This is a genomic window from Rhizobium sp. BK512 (assembly GCF_014194915.1).
Taxonomy (GTDB): Bacteria; Pseudomonadota; Alphaproteobacteria; order Rhizobiales; family Rhizobiaceae; genus Rhizobium.
In genome coordinates this window covers 965,792-984,157 of sequence record NZ_JACIAS010000001.1, presented here as the reverse complement: position 1 = coordinate 984,157, position 18,366 = coordinate 965,792, and the positions used below count along the sequence as shown (strand labels likewise).

At 58.6% G+C, this 18,366-nt stretch carries 17 protein-coding genes; 11 read left to right on the top strand and 6 right to left on the bottom strand.

Going from position 1 to position 18,366, the window contains the following annotated elements; all coding sequences use genetic code 11:
* Window positions 1–374: 374 nt before the first annotated feature.
* A complete protein-coding gene (locus FHX06_RS04995) occupies window positions 375–725 on the top strand; it encodes a flagellar export protein FliJ (RefSeq protein WP_112543982.1) in 351 nt (116 codons plus the stop codon).
* A 117-nt stretch (window positions 726–842) separates the two neighbouring features.
* Here FHX06_RS04995 and FHX06_RS04990 read toward each other — a convergent pair whose 3' ends face one another.
* On the bottom strand, window positions 843–1,121 hold the full coding sequence (locus FHX06_RS04990; protein ID WP_112971184.1) for a GNAT family N-acetyltransferase: 279 nt from the start codon (window positions 1,119–1,121) through the stop codon (window positions 843–845).
* Between the two features lie 53 nt (window positions 1,122–1,174).
* Here FHX06_RS04990 and FHX06_RS04985 point away from each other — a divergent pair, with 53 nt between their 5' ends.
* Window positions 1,175–1,690, top strand: a complete 516-nt coding sequence (locus FHX06_RS04985; RefSeq protein WP_183878245.1) for a paraquat-inducible protein A — start codon at window positions 1,175–1,177, stop codon at window positions 1,688–1,690.
* Between the two features lie 20 nt (window positions 1,691–1,710).
* Here FHX06_RS04985 and FHX06_RS04980 read toward each other — a convergent pair whose 3' ends face one another.
* Window positions 1,711–1,986: a DUF1153 domain-containing protein gene (locus FHX06_RS04980; protein ID WP_007533628.1), complete on the bottom strand. Its 276-nt coding sequence runs from the start codon at window positions 1,984–1,986 to the stop codon at window positions 1,711–1,713.
* 397 nt (window positions 1,987–2,383) lie between these two features.
* Here FHX06_RS04980 and FHX06_RS04975 point away from each other — a divergent pair, with 397 nt between their 5' ends.
* Window positions 2,384–3,130, top strand: a complete 747-nt coding sequence (locus FHX06_RS04975; protein WP_113204481.1) for a helix-turn-helix transcriptional regulator — start codon at window positions 2,384–2,386, stop codon at window positions 3,128–3,130.
* Between the two features lie 23 nt (window positions 3,131–3,153).
* On the opposite strand, the gene FHX06_RS04970 is transcribed toward FHX06_RS04975, so the two are convergent.
* Both FHX06_RS04970 and cysQ read right to left on the bottom strand, forming a co-directional pair.
* A complete protein-coding gene (locus tag FHX06_RS04970) occupies window positions 3,154–3,870 on the bottom strand; it encodes a sugar transferase (RefSeq protein WP_112543986.1) in 717 nt (238 codons plus the stop codon).
* 679 nt (window positions 3,871–4,549) lie between these two features.
* Window positions 4,550–5,350: a 3'(2'),5'-bisphosphate nucleotidase CysQ gene (gene cysQ / locus FHX06_RS04965; protein ID WP_183878243.1), complete on the bottom strand. Its 801-nt coding sequence runs from the start codon at window positions 5,348–5,350 to the stop codon at window positions 4,550–4,552.
* Between the two features lie 506 nt (window positions 5,351–5,856).
* Here cysQ and FHX06_RS04960 point away from each other — a divergent pair.
* The 7 genes from FHX06_RS04960 to FHX06_RS04930 all read left to right on the top strand — a co-directional run bounded on the left by FHX06_RS04960 (window position 5,857) and on the right by FHX06_RS04930 (window position 12,510).
* Window positions 5,857–6,759, top strand: coding sequence for a branched-chain amino acid ABC transporter permease (locus tag FHX06_RS04960; protein ID WP_029869102.1), 903 nt, complete (start codon window positions 5,857–5,859; stop codon window positions 6,757–6,759).
* Between the two features lie 3 nt (window positions 6,760–6,762).
* Window positions 6,763–8,160 carry a high-affinity branched-chain amino acid ABC transporter permease LivM gene (livM, locus tag FHX06_RS04955; protein WP_112543987.1) on the top strand — a complete coding sequence of 466 codons (1,398 nt, stop codon included), beginning with the start codon at window positions 6,763–6,765 and terminating at the stop codon, window positions 8,158–8,160.
* Window positions 8,160–9,026, top strand: coding sequence for an ABC transporter ATP-binding protein (locus FHX06_RS04950; protein ID WP_112971180.1), 867 nt, complete (start codon window positions 8,160–8,162; stop codon window positions 9,024–9,026). The genes livM and FHX06_RS04950 overlap by 1 nt, the downstream gene beginning before the upstream one ends.
* The gene (locus FHX06_RS04945; protein ID WP_112543989.1) at window positions 9,026–9,757 is read left to right on the top strand and encodes an ABC transporter ATP-binding protein; all 732 of its coding nucleotides are present in this window, start codon (window positions 9,026–9,028) and stop codon (window positions 9,755–9,757) included. The genes FHX06_RS04950 and FHX06_RS04945 overlap by 1 nt, the downstream gene beginning before the upstream one ends.
* A 25-nt stretch (window positions 9,758–9,782) precedes the next feature.
* Window positions 9,783–10,136, top strand: coding sequence for a DUF6867 family protein (locus tag FHX06_RS04940; RefSeq protein ID WP_112543990.1), 354 nt, complete (start codon window positions 9,783–9,785; stop codon window positions 10,134–10,136).
* 118 nt (window positions 10,137–10,254) lie between these two features.
* Window positions 10,255–11,376 carry a branched-chain amino acid ABC transporter substrate-binding protein gene (locus FHX06_RS04935; protein ID WP_112543991.1) on the top strand — a complete coding sequence of 374 codons (1,122 nt, stop codon included), beginning with the start codon at window positions 10,255–10,257 and terminating at the stop codon, window positions 11,374–11,376.
* A gap of 165 nt (window positions 11,377–11,541) precedes the next feature.
* A complete protein-coding gene (locus FHX06_RS04930) occupies window positions 11,542–12,510 on the top strand; it encodes a 2-hydroxyacid dehydrogenase (protein WP_113209881.1) in 969 nt (322 codons plus the stop codon).
* A gap of 19 nt (window positions 12,511–12,529) precedes the next feature.
* On the opposite strand, the gene FHX06_RS04925 is transcribed toward FHX06_RS04930, so the two are convergent.
* Window positions 12,530–13,441 carry a response regulator transcription factor gene (locus tag FHX06_RS04925; RefSeq protein ID WP_113209880.1) on the bottom strand — a complete coding sequence of 304 codons (912 nt, stop codon included), beginning with the start codon at window positions 13,439–13,441 and terminating at the stop codon, window positions 12,530–12,532.
* Window positions 13,434–16,817 carry an ATP-binding protein gene (locus tag FHX06_RS04920; protein WP_183878242.1) on the bottom strand — a complete coding sequence of 1,128 codons (3,384 nt, stop codon included), beginning with the start codon at window positions 16,815–16,817 and terminating at the stop codon, window positions 13,434–13,436. Before FHX06_RS04920 ends, FHX06_RS04925 begins: the two co-directional genes overlap by 8 nt.
* Before the next feature lie 217 nt (window positions 16,818–17,034).
* On the opposite strand from FHX06_RS04920, the gene urtA reads away from it, so the two are divergent.
* The gene (urtA, locus tag FHX06_RS04915) at window positions 17,035–18,327 is read left to right on the top strand and encodes an urea ABC transporter substrate-binding protein (protein ID WP_113116686.1); all 1,293 of its coding nucleotides are present in this window, start codon (window positions 17,035–17,037) and stop codon (window positions 18,325–18,327) included.
* Window positions 18,328–18,366 lie beyond the last annotated feature (39 nt).

Here is an 18,366-nt window from a genome sequence, read left to right as displayed (position 1 = left end):
CGTGATTTGGAAGCTGCCACGAAATGGTTAACAAATTCTAATTCACTCTGGCAAGGAGTATCGAATTTATTAAATAATTTTTCCATTTCTCTGTTTTCCAATGGGAATCTCGAAACTCAGTTCTCAACTTTGACATTAAGAAATCGAGTTAAGTGATTCATCCGACTCGCTAATGAAAAGGTTCGGTTTTCCTGTCCTGGTGTTTACCGAGCCTTAAATCATCTCACCTATCATTAACGATGCCCGTAAACGAAAGGTTACCAGCGGTAGGTTTTTGTTAATATCGCAGGAAATTTTTCGGCAAACCGTGTCAAAGCGGCGCGCAAGGGCGGTTTCAAGTTGAGCCGGGGTCTCGCATCACGGGAGTAATGCGTATGAAGTCGCGAGAGAGCCTCGTTCGCCTGAAAGAGTTTCAGGTTAACGAAAAGCGTCGTCAGCTGCAGCAGTTGCAGATGATGATGTCCGAGTTTGAACGGATGACGAAGGATCTGGAAAGCCAGATCGTCGTCGAGGAAAAGAAGTCCGGTATTTCCGACCCGAATCACTTTGCATATCCGACCTTCGCCAAGGCCGCACGTCAGCGCGCCGACAATCTTCAGGTCTCGATCAAGGAACTGAAGGTTCAGGAGGAGGCGCTGGAACTGGCGCTTGAGGAAATGCAGGCGGAATATGCCAGGGCAACGGCGCTCGAAGAGCGCGACGGCGCAGTTCGCGCCCGGGCCTGACGAATATTGCAGGCGCCGGTACCGGCGCCCTGGGGGATAACCACAGAAGCCATGCATGACGGGCGAAGTGTCCGTCATGCATGGCTTTTGGTGTTTCTGTCGTGTGAGGTGGCCTCTTCAGTTTACCACGTCGTTCCATTCCGGATGGCGCTGCGCCTGTGATTTGAAGAAGGGGCAGAGCGGAATGATCTTCCAGCCGCCCTGGCGGGCTGCCTCGACCGCGTGGAGGGCGAGTGCCTGGCCGACGCCTTTGCCACGCAAAGCGTCCGGCACGCCGGTATGATCGATGATGATGAGTTTCGGCGATGTCCGGGAATAAGTCATTTCCGCTTCATGGCCTTCCAGCACCGCAACGTAGCGGCCGCCGGAGGTGTTTTCCTCAATCCTGATATCCATTCTGTGTCTCCTGACGAATTGTGTGGTCGGGAACGTGACATGACGGCATCGGCATGCCAAGCCGTGGCGGCAGGAGACAGTGTGTTCAAAAGGGGAGGCGGGAATTGAACAGGCTTTTGGTGATTCGGCCGGTTCTATTGGTGACGGCGCCGTTTCTTCTGGCGCTCGGTCTCGTGCTTCCGCTCATCCGTTTCGAGAAGCTCTGGTTCTTCGACGAGACACCATCACTTCTGCAAATCGTGGCTTCGCTCTGGAATGGCGGCGACGTTGCGCTTGCAGCGCTGGTGGGGCTCGTCTCGATCGTATTGCCGGTTTTGAAAATGATCGGGATCGCGGCTGAATTGACGGCTGCCGGCAGCACCGGCAGCTTGTTTTATCGCAACGTCGTGCCGCATCTGTCCAAGTGGTCCATGATGGATGTGCTGCTCGTTGCGATCGTGATTGCGGCGGCGAAGACGACAGGACTTGCGAATGCGTTCACGCAGCCCGGCCTCTGGTGTTACGCGGCCTCGGCAATGATTTCGGGCCTTCTTCATTCCCTCAAGGGAAATGCGTCCGGCCCGAAATGATCAAATCGAAGGGAGTGGGGTCAGTGGCGGTACTGCTGGATGCGCGTGGTGCGCAGGCCGGCAAGGCCGTGGCTGTTGATGGAGGACTGCCAGGAAAGGAATTCTTCGACAGTGAGCGTGTAACGCTCGCAGGCTTCTTCCAAGCTCAACAGGCCACCGCGCACAGCCGCGACAACCTCTGCCTTCCGGCGGATGACCCAGCGCCGCGTATTGGGCGGCGGAAGATCCGCAATCGTCAGGGGGCTGCCATCGGGGCCGATGACATATTTTACTCGGGGACGTATCATTTCGGTCATTGGACTCTCTACACAACGCAAGACCACGGGTGCCACTCTAACTTGCCACATTTAAAAATTGCCTAAACGCATCGTAAGACTTTGATAACAACTTTAGACGCGCGTCCGAGGCTGATTTGCCGGCTCCTGCCGTTGCGTCAGTTTGACCCGGCTGCATGGGAGCCATGCGGAATAAATGTTACATATTATTTTCCGGACAATTTATAAGCGCTGCAACATAAGCATGAGCGCAAAGACTTCGTCTCCGTTCTTCTCGCAGTATCATTGAAGATTGCCGTTTGAATGCTTCGTATCCTTCGGATGCGGGGCAATCGCGTCTTTCGTGATCGTCCGGCGCGTCCAACCCGCGGCCGGCTGCGAGACCGAGCCGAAGCCAGGCCCGTGAAGGAACAAGAGAATGAAGAGACGTGAACGCGCAGTCCGCGACTGCGCCGATGATGCTGCATTTTCGCCTTTTGGAGCCCGTTCTGCGGGCGTTTCCGCCGTCGACGGCGCAAACCGCCTAGACGAGCTGGCGAAGGCTGCGGGGTTCGAGTTCTACCTGTTTTCCGTATTCCCGCGTGGGGACAGGACGGCCTTTCTCGAAAACAAGCTGATCAGCAACTGGCCTCAGAGCCTCGTCAACTTTTACGAGGAGGCGGACCTCTTCTATTGCAGCAAGCTGGTCGCTGTCCTGAAACAAACCATCATGCCTGTCTTCTGTGAGGAAGGCCCTTTTGGTGGCAATGCAGCGAACCAGGAAAATCGCCGTCTGAACACGATGTTTCAGATGCACGGGCTGAAGCATACCTTTGCCTTCGCACTGCACGACGCTGACCTGAAACAATACATTTTTGCTTTTTCAGGCGCGCAGGCGATGCCCTCTCGCGAAGAAACAATGGCGCTGCTTTATGGCTGCATGGAGCTTCTGGACACGCTACCAAGCGACGAGAAGCCGGAGGACCAGCCATCGGAAAGCCTGACCCGGCGGGAGATCGAATGTCTGCGCTGGTCGGCTGCCGGCAAGAGCAGCGATGAGATCGCGATCATTCTCGATCTCTCGTCTCATACGGTGGTGGGATATCTGAAGAGCGCGATGCGCAAGCTGGATTCGGTCAACCGGATGCAGGCCGTTGCCCGGGCATTTCGGTATCGGCTGCTGTAACAGCCGATACCCTTCTTTTCCAATCAGAAGCCTTTGCCGCCATTCAGTTCGGAAATCAGCGTTCCGAAGATGATGCGGATGTCCATCAATACCGAGAAGTTCTCGACATAGTGGAGGTCGCTGGCGATGCGGGCGCGCGCCTTGGCCGGGCGGTCCGTCGGGCCGCGCAGGCCGCGCATCTGCGCCAGGCCGGTAATGCCCGGACGCATGGCATGGCGGTGATGATATTCCGGAACCAGCTCTTCATAGAGCATGCCGCCGGCACGCATGCCGATTGCATGGCAGCGCGGTCCAACAACGGACATGTCACCCTTCAGCACGTTGAGAAGCTGCGGAAGCTCATCAATGTTAGAGCGACGCAGGAATGCGCCGACGCGGGTGACACGAGGGTCATTCTTGACCGTCTGTGCAACGCCGCTGACATCCTGCATGTCCGTGCGCATGGAACGGAACTTGTAGACCTTGATGGCCCGGCAGTTCTTGCCCCAGCGCGTCTGCTTGAAGAGGACTGGACCGGGGCTGTCCATCTTGATCAGGGCTGCGACGGCGAGAAGCAGTGGAGCAAGCACGACGAGCGCGCTGATCGAGGCAAAAATATCGAAGGCGCGCTTCATCAAGAACTGCACGGAGGCAGGTGGCGGAACGATGCTGTCGAGTGCGGTAACTGGGAACCTCGCGTTGCCCTGTCGAACAGGCGTAACGCGAAAGCTCTCTTCAGAAATACTCTTGTTAAGGTCCATGACGCTCAAGGATCTACCCTTTGTATTTTGAAGCTTTCGGCGGTGTGATTAGATGGCTTGGTTAGCGCCACATTAAGGCGCCAGAATGTTAGGCGACGTTTAACCCTACTACATCCTAAATTTGCGACATTTGTTTAACCGAGTCCAGAGAAATTTCGCATCGCAGCAAACTTCGCAGTTGCGTTAAGTTTATGCAAAATCAGGAGTTTTATTTTTCAACCGGGATTTTTATTAGGAATCTTAGGTGTTTGACCGGATTCGGGACGGCAGACGACGGTTGCAATGGTTGAGGGCTACACCGTACCAAAACGCTCCATTGCCCACGGCGCCTGAGAGATGATGGTCCGGCCGGGATCGAATTTGCCGTCCAGCGTGAGGGGATAAGAGCGGGAAAAGTTATCGGCGGCGCTATTCTGTAATTAAGATATTCATTCCATAATTGCGTCTGTGTGTGCCAAGATGTTACCGAAGTCACATCACGGCGGCGGCGTCAATTGTGGCGAGAACGTGGCAAGAAAACATGCCATCGGAAAACCGAAGGGCGCACCCCTCGAATCAAGGGAACGACCGATTTCGGAACGTACCCAGGGATTTTTCGGCCGGAGACATCGAAGAACCGATCGCCGATGACGGCAACGATATTTCCGCAAAAAAGTTGGAAGACATCGACTTTCTATGGTCACTGTGCCTGTGCGAGTGCAGGTTTCGTACCGCCCCAAGAGACGAAATGGGGATTTGCGAAGTCGAAATCGGCAGCCGCACCGGTTTTGCCGTAGAGGAGCGGTTGGCCGTCCATAGTGACAGTCGATCCGCCGGCTGCGCGCAGCACCGCATCGCCAGCCGCTGTATCCCACTCCATGGTGCGGGTGAACCGCGGGTAGACATCGGCCTTGCCTTCAGCCAGCAGACAGAATTTCAGGGACGAGCCGATGTTGGTGCATTTGGAGATGGCATGCCTGGCCAGGAAAAGGCCAGTCTCGGGACTATCGTGGCGAAAGCTTGCAAGAGCCATGCTCTCTGCCGGCTGCTTGCGCACCTTGATAAGGCTCCGCTCCGTTACTGCAAAATTTTCGTCGATTGCCAGTTTTTCCGCGCTTCCGCGTTCGCCGGAAAAAGCGATGCCCAGCGCCGGGGCGTAGACGATACCGGCGACCGGAATGCCATTTTCCACATAGGCAATATTGACGGTAAACTCCCGGCGCTTATCCAGGAATTCGCGGGTGCCATCGAGAGGGTCGACGAGAAAGAACGACTTTCCGGCGATGTCGGGCACCTTGCCGGCAGCCACTGATTCTTCGGCGATGACAGGGGTCTCGGGGAAATCGCGTTGCAGATGCGCCAGTATGATGCGCTCGGCCTCCTGGTCGGCGATCGTCACCGGACTTTCGTCGGCCTTCATTTCCACCGGGCAGCCGTCGCAGAAGACCTCTATGATGGCCTTGCCGGCTTCGAGTGCCGCCCGTTCGAATGTCTTCAGCATATTCCTGCCGTTCGCCCGTAAATCCGTCTTGAGACTACTGCGCTATATATAGTCTATCGGAGGTGTTGCCGCACCCCTTGCCGGAATCCCGTAACATTAACACAGGCCCGCAGGATTTGCATGAAGCCGTCAGCGGCAATGGTCGGTGAAATGGCATTTGCAATTAACAGCATCTTCGAGTTTGAAATTTCGTCAACTTCCTTACTTGTGGAACAGTTTACGCGCGACGCGAGCGTTTCTGGCTTGGTTCAGTGCACAAAGATTAATTGACAAAGCCGGATCTGGCTAAAAAATTGCCAAACGATGCCGCTTTTGTGTGGATTTTGGTTTGAATTGCGCCATTTACCGCTGTTTGCCCAAGATTCTGGCGCAGTAAATCCTTTTTGTCTTCACATTTCCAACGAAACCGCTATGCAATGCGAGCTAGAGGCTCATGTGAAAGCATGAGCGATAAAACCAATAAGAGATGCAACTTAAATTTGGTTCGCATCCAGGGGAAATGACATATGGAGTATTTCGTCCAGCAGCTCTTCAATGGGCTGACTCTCGGATCCATCTATGGCCTTGTGGCTATTGGCTATACGATGGTTTACGGCATTATCGGCATGATCAACTTCGCCCATGGCGATATTTTCATGCTTGGTGGTTTCGCTGCTCTTATCGTCTTTCTCGTTCTCACATCCATCTTTGCAGGTCTTCCGGTAGCCGTGCTGCTATTGGCGATGCTTGTGGTCGCGATGCTGATGACGAGTTTGTGGAACTGGACGATCGAGCGCGTCGCCTATCGCCCGCTGCGCGGTTCATTCCGCCTGGCGCCGCTAATTACCGCGATCGGCATGTCGATCACGCTGTCCAACTTCATCCAGGTGACGCAGGGTCCGCGCAACAAGCCGATCCCGCCGCTCGTCGGCACGGTTTATAATGTTGGTGGTCTCTCGATCTCGCTGAAGCAGATCATCATCATTGTCGTGACCGTCGTCCTGCTTGCTGCCTTCTGGTATCTCGTCAACAAGACGGCACTCGGACGTGCTCAGCGCGCCACCGAACAGGACCGCAAGATGGCCGCCCTTCTGGGCGTCAATGTTGACCAGACCATCTCCATCACCTTCATCATGGGTGCGGCACTCGCGGCCGTCGCCGGCACGATGTATCTGATGTACTATGGTGTCGCATCGTTCAACGATGGCTTCATCCCGGGCGTCAAGGCCTTCACTGCAGCCGTTCTCGGCGGCATCGGCTCACTGCCGGGTGCTGTTCTCGGCGGGCTGATGATCGGCCTCATCGAATCCCTGTGGTCGGCCTATTTCACCATCGCGTACAAGGATGTCGCTACCTTCGCCATTCTTGCATTCGTGCTGATCTTCAAGCCGACGGGCATTCTCGGCCGGCCGGAAGTCGAGAAGGTATAAGTCATGGCAAACATCGACACTTCCGCTGGCAAGTCCGACGCCGGGCTTGTCCAGAAGGGGCTTAGGGAAGCCTTCTTCTCCGGCCTCATCGCACTTGGCCTGTTCGTTCTCTATGTCGGTCTCGGCACGCAGCAGAACATCAACAACGAGCTGATTATCGTTCAGCGTTGGGGACTGCTGGCCATTTTCGTGCTGGTCGCCGCCATCGGCCGTTTCATCGTGGTTGTTTTCGTCAGGCCGCATCTTGATCAGCGCAAGCTTTTGAAGGCGCGTCATGGCGATCTGGAGATCTCGACGGAAAAAGGCTTCTTCCGGACGCATTTCCTGAAGTTCGCCCTGCTTTTCCTGGTGGTTTATCCGCTGCTGACAGCCTATTTCCTCGGTCCGCAGGGCGCGCTGAAATGGGTGGACAATTTCGGCATCCAGATCCTGATCTACGTGATGCTCGCCTGGGGTCTGAATATCGTCGTTGGTCTCGCCGGTCTGCTCGACCTCGGCTATGTCGCCTTCTACGCAGTCGGCGCCTATTCCTATGCGCTGCTGTCGGCCCATTTCGGCTTTTCCTTCTGGGTGCTGCTGCCGCTCGCCGGTATTTTTGCCGCTCTCTGGGGTGTCATTCTCGGCTTCCCCGTGCTGCGCCTGCGCGGCGACTATCTGGCGATCGTCACGCTCGCCTTCGGTGAAATCATTCGTCTCGTCATCATCAACTGGACGGAAGTCACCAAGGGCACCTTCGGTATCTCCGGCATCGCCAAGGCTTCGGTCTTCGGCATCTGGAGCTTCGATGTCGGCAAGGCGAACAATTTCGCCAAGGTCTTCGGCCTGCCGTCGTCTTCGGCCTATTACAAGATCTTCCTGTTCTACGTCATCCTGGCTCTCTGCATGCTGACCGCCTATGTGACGATCCGGCTGCGCCGCATGCCGATCGGCCGTGCGTGGGAAGCGCTTCGCGAAGATGAAATCGCCTGCCGTTCGCTCGGTATCAACACGGTGACGACGAAGCTGACCGCTTTCGCCACCGGCGCGATGTTCGGCGGGTTCGCCGGTTCCTTCTTCGCCGCCCGTCAGGGCTTCGTCTCGCCGGAATCCTTCGTGTTCCTGGAATCGGCCGTCATTCTCGCCATCGTCGTCCTTGGCGGCATGGGCTCGCTGACGGGCATCGCTATCGCCGCTGTCGTCATGGTCGGCGGTACGGAAGTGCTGCGCGAAATGGACTTCCTCAAGATGGTCTTCGGACCGGATTTCACCCCGGAACTCTACCGCATGCTGCTCTTCGGCCTTGCGATGGTCATCGTCATGCTGTTCAAGCCGCGCGGTTTCGTCGGCTCGCGTGAGCCGACCGCCTTCCTCAAGGAGCGCAAAGCGGTCTCCGGAAGCTTTACCAAGGAGGGCCATGGTTGATGAGCCCTGTCGAGAACACGATGTCGAATGACACTTTGCTCAAGGTCGAGCACCTGTCGATGAAGTTCGGCGGCCTGATGGCCATCAACGACTTCTCCTTCGAGGCCAAGCGCGGTGAAATCACCGCGCTGATCGGCCCGAACGGTGCGGGCAAGACGACCGTTTTCAACTGCATCACTGGTTTCTACAAGCCGACGATGGGCATGATTACGCTGACGCAGAACAGCGGCAAGCAGTACCTTCTCGAGCGCCTGCCGGACTTCCGTATCACCAAGGAAGCCAAGGTTGCCCGTACCTTCCAGAACATCCGCCTGTTCTCGGGCCTCACCGTTCTGGAAAACCTGCTGGTCGCCCAGCATAACAAACTGATGAAGGCTTCGGGCTTCACGGTGCTTGGTCTGCTCGGTATCGGTCCCTACAAGCGCGAAGCGGCTGCTGCCATCGAGCTTGCGCGCCACTGGCTGGAGAAGGCCGACCTTATCGACCGCGCCGACGATCCGGCCGGCGACCTGCCTTACGGCGCCCAGCGTCGTCTGGAAATCGCTCGTGCCATGTGCACCGGTCCGGAGCTGCTTTGCCTCGACGAGCCGGCTGCCGGTCTCAATCCGCGTGAATCGGCAGCGCTCAATGCCTTGCTGAAAGGCATTCGCACCGAAACGGGGACCTCTATCCTGCTCATCGAGCACGACATGTCGGTGGTCATGGAAATTTCCGACCACGTCATCGTTCTGGAATACGGCCAGAAGATTTCCGACGGAAGCCCCGACCACGTGAAGAACGACCCGAGGGTTATTGCAGCCTATCTTGGTGTCGAGGATGAAGAAGTCGAAGAGGTCATTGCGACCGTAGAAGGGGGCGCAATCTGATGGCGGCCGGTGAACAGCTTCTCAAGGTTCAGGGCGTCGAGACCTATTACGGCAATATTCGCGCGCTCGCCGGCATCGATGTCGAGGTGAAGAAGGGCGAAATCGTCAGCCTGATCGGCGCCAACGGCGCCGGCAAGTCGACGCTGATGATGACGATCTGCGGGAGCCCGCAGGCCCGTACCGGCTCGATCGTCTTCGACGGCCAGGATATCACCAAGCTGCCCACGCATGAGATCGCGCGGTTGCGTATCGCGCAGTCGCCCGAAGGACGACGCATCTTTCCGCGAATGACCGTGCTGGAAAATCTCCAGATGGGCGCCGGCCTCGATAATCTCAAATACTTCCATGAGGATGTAGAAAAGATTTTCGTTATGTTCCCGCGTCTTAAGGAACGTCAGTCGCAGCGTGGCGGCACGCTTTCGGGTGGCGAACAGCAGATGCTTTCGATCGGCCGCGCGCTGATGGCGCGCCCGAAGCTGCTGCTGCTCGACGAACCGTCGCTCGGCCTCGCTCCGCTGATCGTGAAGGGCATCTTCGAAGCCATCAAGATGCTGAACGAGAAGGAGGGGCTGACCGTCTTCCTCGTGGAGCAGAACGCATTCGCAGCGCTCAAGCTGTCGCACCGGGCCTATGTGCTGGTCAACGGCAAGGTAACGATGAGCGGCAGCGGCAAGGAACTGCTTGCGAATCCCGAGGTGCGTGCTGCCTATCTCGAAGGCGGGCGGCATTGATCGCGGCAGAAGGGAGAGTTTGATTATGCAGGGACTTTTCTTCGAAAGCGACAACGGCGTGAAGCTCGTCATCCGAGCGCTCGTTGTGCTCATCGGTTTCTGGACGGCGTGGCGCGCCGGCAGGGCGGTTGCGGACGGCTGGAACAACTACTCCTTGGTTGTCGTCTACACCTTCCTGCTCGCCTGGGCGATGCAGTTCCTGCATCATGCGCTGTTTGACGGCCCGATGCTCAGCGCCCTCTTCTACATCATCGATTTCGTAACTCTGCTGGTCTTCTCGACAGCCGGGTTCCGCTATCGCCGTACCAATCAAATGGTCAACAACTATTACTGGCTGTACGAAAAAACTTCCGCGTTTTCGTGGAAGGAGAAACATTGACAGCCCGTTGAAACTAGGCATGAATTGCCTTCAGAGCGGAACAGCTTTCCCGGCGCAGTCAAAGGTGGGGTTTGCGTCGGGCCTTGGAAGAACCCGCCCAAAAATTGGGAGTAACAATATGAAGAAGTCTCTCTTGTCAGCGGTGGCACTGACGGCGATCGTCGCGTTCGGCGGCGTCGCACGAGCTGACATCGTGATCGGCGTTGGCGGCCCGCTGACGGGTCCAAACGCTGCGTTCGGCGCACAGCTTCAGAAGGGTGCCGAGCAGGCAGCCGCCGACATCAACGCTGCTGGCGGCATCAACGGCGAGCAGATCAAGATCGAGCTCGGCGACGACGTTTCCGACCCGAAGCAGGGCATCTCCGTCGCGAACAAGTTCGTTGCTGACGGCGTGAAGTTCGTTATCGGCCACTTCAACTCGGGCGTTTCCATCCCGGCTTCCGAAGTCTACGCCGAAAACGGCATCCTCGAAATCACCCCGGCTGCTACGAACCCGGTTTTCACCGAGCGTGGCCTGTGGAACACCTTCCGCACCTGCGGCCGTGACGACCAGCAGGGCGCCATTGCCGGCAAGTATCTGGCCGACCACTTCAAGGACGCCAAGATCGCCGTCATTCACGACAAGACACCTTACGGCCAGGGTCTCGCTGACGAAACCAAGAAGGCTCTGAATGCCGCTGGCGTCACCGAAGCCATGTACGAAGGCGTCAACGTCGGCGACAAGGACTTCTCGGCTCTCATCGCAAAGATGAAGGAAGCCGGCGTTTCGATCATCTACTGGGGCGGCCTGCACACCGAAGCCGGTCTCATCATCCGCCAGTCGGCCGACCAGGGCCTGAAGGCAGCGCTCGTTTCGGGTGACGGTATCGTCTCGAACGAACTCGCCTCCATCGCTGGTGACGCCGTTGCCGGTACGCTGAACACCTTCGGCCCGGATCCGACTGTCAACCCGGCCAACAAGGACCTCGTAGCGAAGTTCAAGGCCGCCGGCTTCAACCCGGAAGCTTACACGCTCTATTCCTACGCTGCCCTGCAGACGATCGCTGCTGCTGCCAAGGCTGCCGGTTCTACCGACGCTGAAGCCGTTGCCGCGGCCATGAAGGAAAAGGGTCCGTTCCCGACCGTTCTCGGCGAGATCTCTTTCGACGAAAAGGGCGACCCGAAGCTTCCGGGCTACGTCATGTACGAATGGAAGAAGGGCGACGACGGCAAGTACAGCTACTTCCAGAAGGCCGACTGATTTCAGTCTCTGGCAGATATGTCTTTCATGGAAGCCCGGTCATCGATCGGGCTTCTTTCGTTTGGCCTGCACAGTTCAAGATCGCAGTCTTTACGGGTTTGTGGGCCATTCCATTCCTGGCCTTCATGGCCTAAGCCAAAGGTAAAGGATGGAGGACCCAGATTCATGCCAAAACCCCGCATTCTCGTCACCCGGCGCTGGCCCGCCTCGGTAGAGGCCGTGCTCTCAGAGCGTTTCGATGTCTCGCTCAACAGGGATGATGTGCCGCTCGGCGAAAGCGAGCTACGCCAGGCGCTGGCGGACCATGACGCGGTGCTGCCGACCGTTTCCGACAAGCTGCCGGAAGCGGTGTTTGCCGGCGATATCCGTACGAAGATCCTCGGTAATTTCGGGGTGGGTTTCAATCACATCGATATTGCCACCGCAAAGGCCAAAGGCATTGCGGTGACGAATACGCCTGGGGTACTGACCGATTGCACTGCCGATATCGCCATGCTGCTTCTGCTTTCCGTGGCCCGTCGCGGCGGCGAGGGCGAGCGGCAGGTGCGTGCCGCCGAATGGAAGGGCTGGTGCCCGACGCATATGATCGGCACGAAGGTGACCGGCAAGACTGTGGGTATTATCGGCTTCGGGCGAATAGGCAAGGCTTTCGCGCAGCGCTGCCATTTTGGCTTCGGCATGGACATCGTGTTCTATAACCGTTCCCAGGTCGACCCGGGGGAGGCGGCACGTTACGGCGCGCGTCAGCTTGGTTCGGTGGAAGAGGTGCTCGCGGCTTCCGATTTCGTTTCGCTCCATTGCCCTGGAGGAGCGGAGAACCGGCATCTGATGAATGCAGAGCGGTTTGCAGCAATGAAGCGGGGCGCTTTCCTCATCAATACGGCGCGAGGCGATGTCGTCGATGAGACGGCGCTGACAGCGGCGCTTGCGAACGGCACGATCCGCGGCGCCGGGCTCGATGTCTACGAGGCGGAACCGCAAGTGCCGGAAGCGCTGCGACGGATGGAGAATGTCGTTCTGCTGCCGCATCTCGGCAGCGCGACGGAAGAGACGCGCACGGCGATGGGAATGAAGGTCGTGGAGAATGTGACGGCGTTTTTCGAAGGCCGCGAGGCGCCGGACCGGGTCGTCTGAGGGCGCTGCCTGCTATTTCTCACATCTCATGCAGCACATGCGCCGCCTTGACGGCGGCGGATGCCCTGTTTTCGACCCCGAGCTTCACATAGATCTGTTCGAGGTGCTTGTTCACCGTGCGCGCAGAGAGACCGAGGATTTCGCCGATATCGCGGTTGGCCTTGCCCTTGGCGATCCACATCAGCACCTCGGATTCGCGCTGTGTCAGCGCAAAATGCTGGCGCAGTACTTCGTCGTCGTTGCGCTGATTGGCGGCGGTCAAGCGGAAGAGATATTCGTCCGGGCCGATGGCGCCAAGGAAGGCGAGCTGCAGGGCAGCCTGGCCGGCATGGGCGATGGAAATCAGGGCATCGCGCGCGACTGCGGCGCGTTCCTTCATCCAGTTGCCGATCGTGCGGGAGACGACTTCCATACCGTCGTCGCTCCCCATCGCGGCGTTGACGAGGCGGGTTGCCTGCGGCGTCGACCAATGGATCGCGCCGTTGCCTTTCACAGCCAGCAAATGGCGGCCAGCGGCATCGAGGGCGACGCGGGCGCTTTGCGCCGAGCGGGCATTGCGCAGGTGAACGCGGATGCGGGCGCGCAGCTCGTCGATGTTGATGGGCTTCGACAGGTAATCGACGCCACCGGATTCCAGCGCATGGACCACATGCTCGGTTTCTGTCAGGCCGGTCATGAAGATGACGGGCACCTGGGCGACGGCGGCATTGGCCTTCAGCCTGCGGCAGGTCTCAAAACCATCCATCGCCGGCATGACAGCATCGAGCAGGATGAGATCGGGCGTGATGCGCTCGACGATACTGAGAGCCGCCGGGCCCGATGTGGCGATCAGGACGGAAAAACCAGACTGCTCCAGCGCATCCGTGAGGAAACCAAGCGCTTCTGGCGAATCGTCGACCAGCAGAACGATATCGCGCGGAAGCTCAGCCAACGGTTTCACCCTTTTCTTCGAACTTGTGCAGGAAATCCAGGAAGCCGGCGAGATCGAAGGCGCCGACATAGGAACGGAGTTCCTCGGTGAATGGCTGATTTGCCTCTACCTTGGCAAGGTCTGCGAGCTTGGCTTCTATGCCCCTGATGTAGCCTATTTCGCCGAGGCGCAGCAGTTCCTGCACATGTGCAGCACCGGGGCTCCTGAGCGGCAAGCTGGTTGCTGCCGGCACCAGTGTCTGATCGTCGGCATAGAGCCATTTCAGGCCGAGATGCAGGGCAAGCTTGTCGCGCAGTTGTTTGAGATCGACCGGCTTGCCGATCGAATCATTGTGGCTGTCGTCGCTGTCGCTGTGAGCGGCGGCATCGCCGATATTGGCTGAGAGCATCACAATCGGTGCAGTGCGCCCCGTTTCTCGCAGCCGGGAAACGAGCTGCCAGCCGTTCATGCCGGGCATGGAAATGTCGACGAGGAAGAGATCCGGCTCGATGCCTTCGACCAGCGTCAGGCAATCGGGGCCGCTTGCGGCCGTCAGCACGATGAATTCGAGCGGGACCAGAATTTCGCGCATCATCTCGCGATGATCCTCGTTGTCATCGACGACGACGATGGTGCGACGCGGGCCATCATAGCTGACGATCTTCTTCTCCTGCGGCGGGGCAGCGGGGCGCATGACCGCCGACAGCATGAGGCGGACACGGAAGGTCGACCCCTTGTCTTTTTCGCTCGCCACGGAGATTTCACCGCCGAGCGTGTTGGTCAGAAGTCTCGTGATGGTGAGGCCAAGCCCGAGGCCGGGCATCGGGCGCACGCTCTCCGCCTCGCCGCGCTGGAAGGGCTCGTAGATGCGCGTCAGATCCTTCTCGGCAATGCCGCGGCCTGTGTCGGAGACGGTGAATGTGGCGACCTGGCTGCGATAGCCGACATCGAAGGTGACGCTGCCTTCATCGGTGAATTTGATGGCGTTCGAAAGCAGGTTGACGAGGATCTGGCGAAGCCGCTTCTCGTCGGTACGCACGAATTGCGGCAGTGCCTGAGAGCGGTTGTGGATGAAGGTGAGGCCCTTTGCCTGCGCCTGTGGGCGGAACATATCAATGATCTGATCGAGGAAGTCCTGGATGTTGATCTCGTTCGAATACACCTGCAGGCGGCCGGCCTCGATCTTAGAAATATCCAGAAGGCCATCGATCAGGCCGGAGAGATGTTCGGCGCTGCGGCGGATGACCTTGATAGAAGACTGGCGCGGCGGCGGGATCGTCTCGTCGCGCTCGAGGATCTGCGCGTAGCCGAGAACGGCATTCAACGGTGTGCGCAATTCGTGGCTGAGGCCCACGACGTAGCGGCTCTTGGCGCGGTTGGCGGCCTCGGCCGTTTCCTTGGCAGTCTGCAGCGCGGCGTCGGTCTTCTTGTGGGCGGCGATCTCCTTGAGGAGCAGCGTGTTCTGGCGGGAGGATTCCTCCTCGGCAACGACGCGGCTGTCATGGGCAAGCACATAGAACCAGCAGGCGATGCCTGCGATAACAGAGAAGACGAAGAAGACGATCAGGATCGTACGGTTGACGACTTCGGCTGTCTCCGGCGAGGCGGAACTCACTTGATGGGCAATCATCGCAAGGATCGCCCCGACGGCCGTCAGCGCCAATGCCACAGCGATGCCGTAGCGGCCGAGCCGGGTCGTCAGTTTCTGGACGATGGTTTCCGGCAGCAGGGTCTTTGCGACGGCGCCGACCTGCGCGTTGAAGCGGGCGTTCGGCTTGCACATGTCGTGGCAACGGCTGTCGAGCGAGCAGCACAGCGAGCAGATCGGCGCGGCATAGGCCGGGCACCAGGCCATGTCCTCGGGCTCGAACGGATGTTCGCAGACAGAGCAGGTGATGGTTGTCAGGTTCTTCCAGGCATGGCGCGGCTTGCGGGCGAGATAGAATTTGCCCTTCGTTATAAAGGCGATGGCAGGTGAGGCGATCAGTGCGATCACCAGCGTTATGTAGGGGGCAAGCGAGGCGGCGACCGACCCGAAAACCCCGAAATGGGCAATCAGAGCGACGCCTGCCGACAGTGTCATGGCGCCGAGGCCGACCGGGTTGATGTCGTAGAGGTGGGCGCGCTTGAATTCGATGCCGGGAGGGGCGAGACCGAGCGGCTTGTTGATGAAGAGGTCGGCCGAGATCGTGCAAAGCCAGGCCATGGCGATGATCGAGAAGATGCCGAGCGTCTCCTCGAGCAGCCGGTAGATGCCGAGTTCCATCAGCAGCAGCGCGATCGCCACGTTGAAGACCAGCCAGATGACGCGGCCGGGATGGCTGTGGGTCAGGCGCGAGAAGAAGTTCGACCAGGCAAGCGACCCGGCATAGGCATTCATCACATTGATCTTCAGCTGTGAGACCACGACGAAAGCGGCCATCAGCAGCAGGGCAGCATTGTGCCAGGGGATCATGTAGCCGAAGGCGGTCAGATACATCTGCGCCGGATCGGCGGCGCGATCGACCGGTACGCCTGACGTGAAGGTCAGCACGACAAGGAATGAGCCGGCGAGCAGTTTGGGCGCGCCGATGATGACCCAGCCGGGACCAGCGAGGAAGATGGCGAGGCGATGGCGCCATTTGCGCTGCGGGTCGGGCGGCAGGAAGCGCAGGAAGTCCGCCTGTTCGCCAATCTGCGACATGAGCGCCAGGATGACGGCGGATGCCGCGCCGAATTCGACGAGGTTGAAATCTGCTGTCGTGCCGGGCGGGCCAGAGGCGTGACGAATGCCGGCAAAGGCACGCCAGACATCGAATTGCTGCCAGTCCATCAGGGCGATGAAGATGAAGGGCAGGATATTCAGGACGATCCAGAAGGGCTGGGTCATCAGCTGGAACTTGCTGATGAGGCGTACGCCGTGCGTAACGAGCGGGATCACCATGACGGCGCTGATGATGTAGCCGATCCACAAGGGTATGCCGAGCGTCAGCTCCAGCGCGCCGGACATGATCGAGGCCTCTATGGCAAAGAGCATGAAGGTGAAGCTGGCATAGATCAGCGAGGTGATGGTCGAGCCGATATAGCCGAAGCCGGCGCCGCGGGTCAAAAGGTCGATGTCGACGCCGTGGCGGATGGCGTAACGGCTGATCGGCAGGCCGATCGCCAGCATCGCGATGGAGGCGACGATAATGGCGAAGAAGGCATTGGTGGTGCCGTAAGAGAGCGTGATGGCGCCGCCGATCGCCTCCAGCGCCAGGAAGGAGATGGCGCCGATCGCCGTCTGGGAGATGCGCTGGGAGGAGAAACGGCGGGCGCTCTTGGCGGTGAAGCGCAGCGCGTAGTCTTCAAGCGTCTGGTTGGCGACCCAGCGATTATATTCGCGGCGCACAGGAATGATGCGTTGGCGCGCTGCCATACGGCTCCTTCAGGCTTTCGTTCCCCTTGTGACGCTTTCGTAACACGGATCATTCCGGGGCTTAAGAGTGCGATGCAGCGCAAAGCTGCACATTTCGCCCCGTCGACTACGTCAATCGACGTATACGGTTTTGCGGTGCAGCACCCGATAGTTCTTTAAGCAACAGTTAATCACCGTTTCCGGCCTGTTGCGGAACAAGAGAGGGGAGTTCAACCAGATGAATCTCAGATCCACAATTACGGGCGCAGCGCTCGGCGCGGTCATGGCCGCATCGGCTGCCTTCCATGGCGCAGTTGCTGCAGACGATACGATCAAGGTCGGCGTTCTTCACTCGCTTTCCGGCACGATGGCGATTTCCGAAACGACGCTGAAAGACGCCATGCTGATGCTCATCGACGAGCAGAACAAGAAGGGCGGCCTTCTCGGCAAGAAGCTTGAAGCCGTTGTCGTCGACCCGGCTTCCGACTGGCCGCTCTTTGCCGAAAAGGCGCGCGAGCTGATTGAAAAGGACAAGGTTGCGGCCGTTTTCGGTTGCTGGACCTCCTCTTCGCGCAAGTCGGTCCTGCCGGTTTTCGAAGAGCTGAATTCGCTGCTCTTCTATCCCGTCCAGTATGAGGGTGAAGAATCCTCGCGCAACATCTTCTACACGGGTGCTGCTCCGAACCAGCAGGCGATCCCGGCGGTCGACTACCTGATGAACACCGAAGGCGTGAAGCGCTTCGTGCTCGAAGGCACCGACTACGTCTATCCGCGCACGACCAACAAGATCCTGGAAGCCTATCTCGAATCCAAGGGCATTCCGAAGGAAGACATCCTGATCAACTACACGCCGTTCGGCTTCTCCGATTGGCAGACGGAAGTTTCCAAGATCAAGGAATTCGGCGCTGCCGGCAAGAAGACCGCCGTCGTCTCCACCATCAACGGCGACGCCAACGTTCCCTTCTACAAGGAACTCGGCAACCAGGGCGTCAAGGCTACCGACATCCCTGTCGTCGCCTTCTCGGTCGGCGAAGAAGAGCTTGCCGGTCTCGACACCAAGCCGCTCGTCGGCCATCTCGCTGCCTGGAACTACTTCGAATCGGTCGATACGCCGATCAACAAGAAGTTCATCAAGGAATGGCACGCCTATACGAAGAACGACAAGCGCGTGACCAACGACCCGATGGAAGCTGCCTATATCGGCTTCAACGCCTGGGTTAAGGCCGTCGAAGCTGCCGGCACGACCGATACGGATGCAGTTCTCGACCATATCATCGGTGTCTCCGTTCCGAACCTCTCCGGCGGTACCGCGACTGTCATGCCGAACCACCACATCACCAAGCCGGTGCTGATCGGTGAAATCCAGGCGAACGGCCAGTTTGAAATCGTCCAGCAGACCCCCGAGGTCGTCGGCGACGAATGGTCCGACTTCCTGCCGGACTCCAAGGACCTGATCTCCGATTGGCGCAAGCCGATGAACTGCGGCAACTTCAACGTTGCCACCGGCAAGTGCGGCGGCAAGGGTTCCTGAGTTAACCCGTCCGGCATGAGCCACAAGACTTCCGTCCGG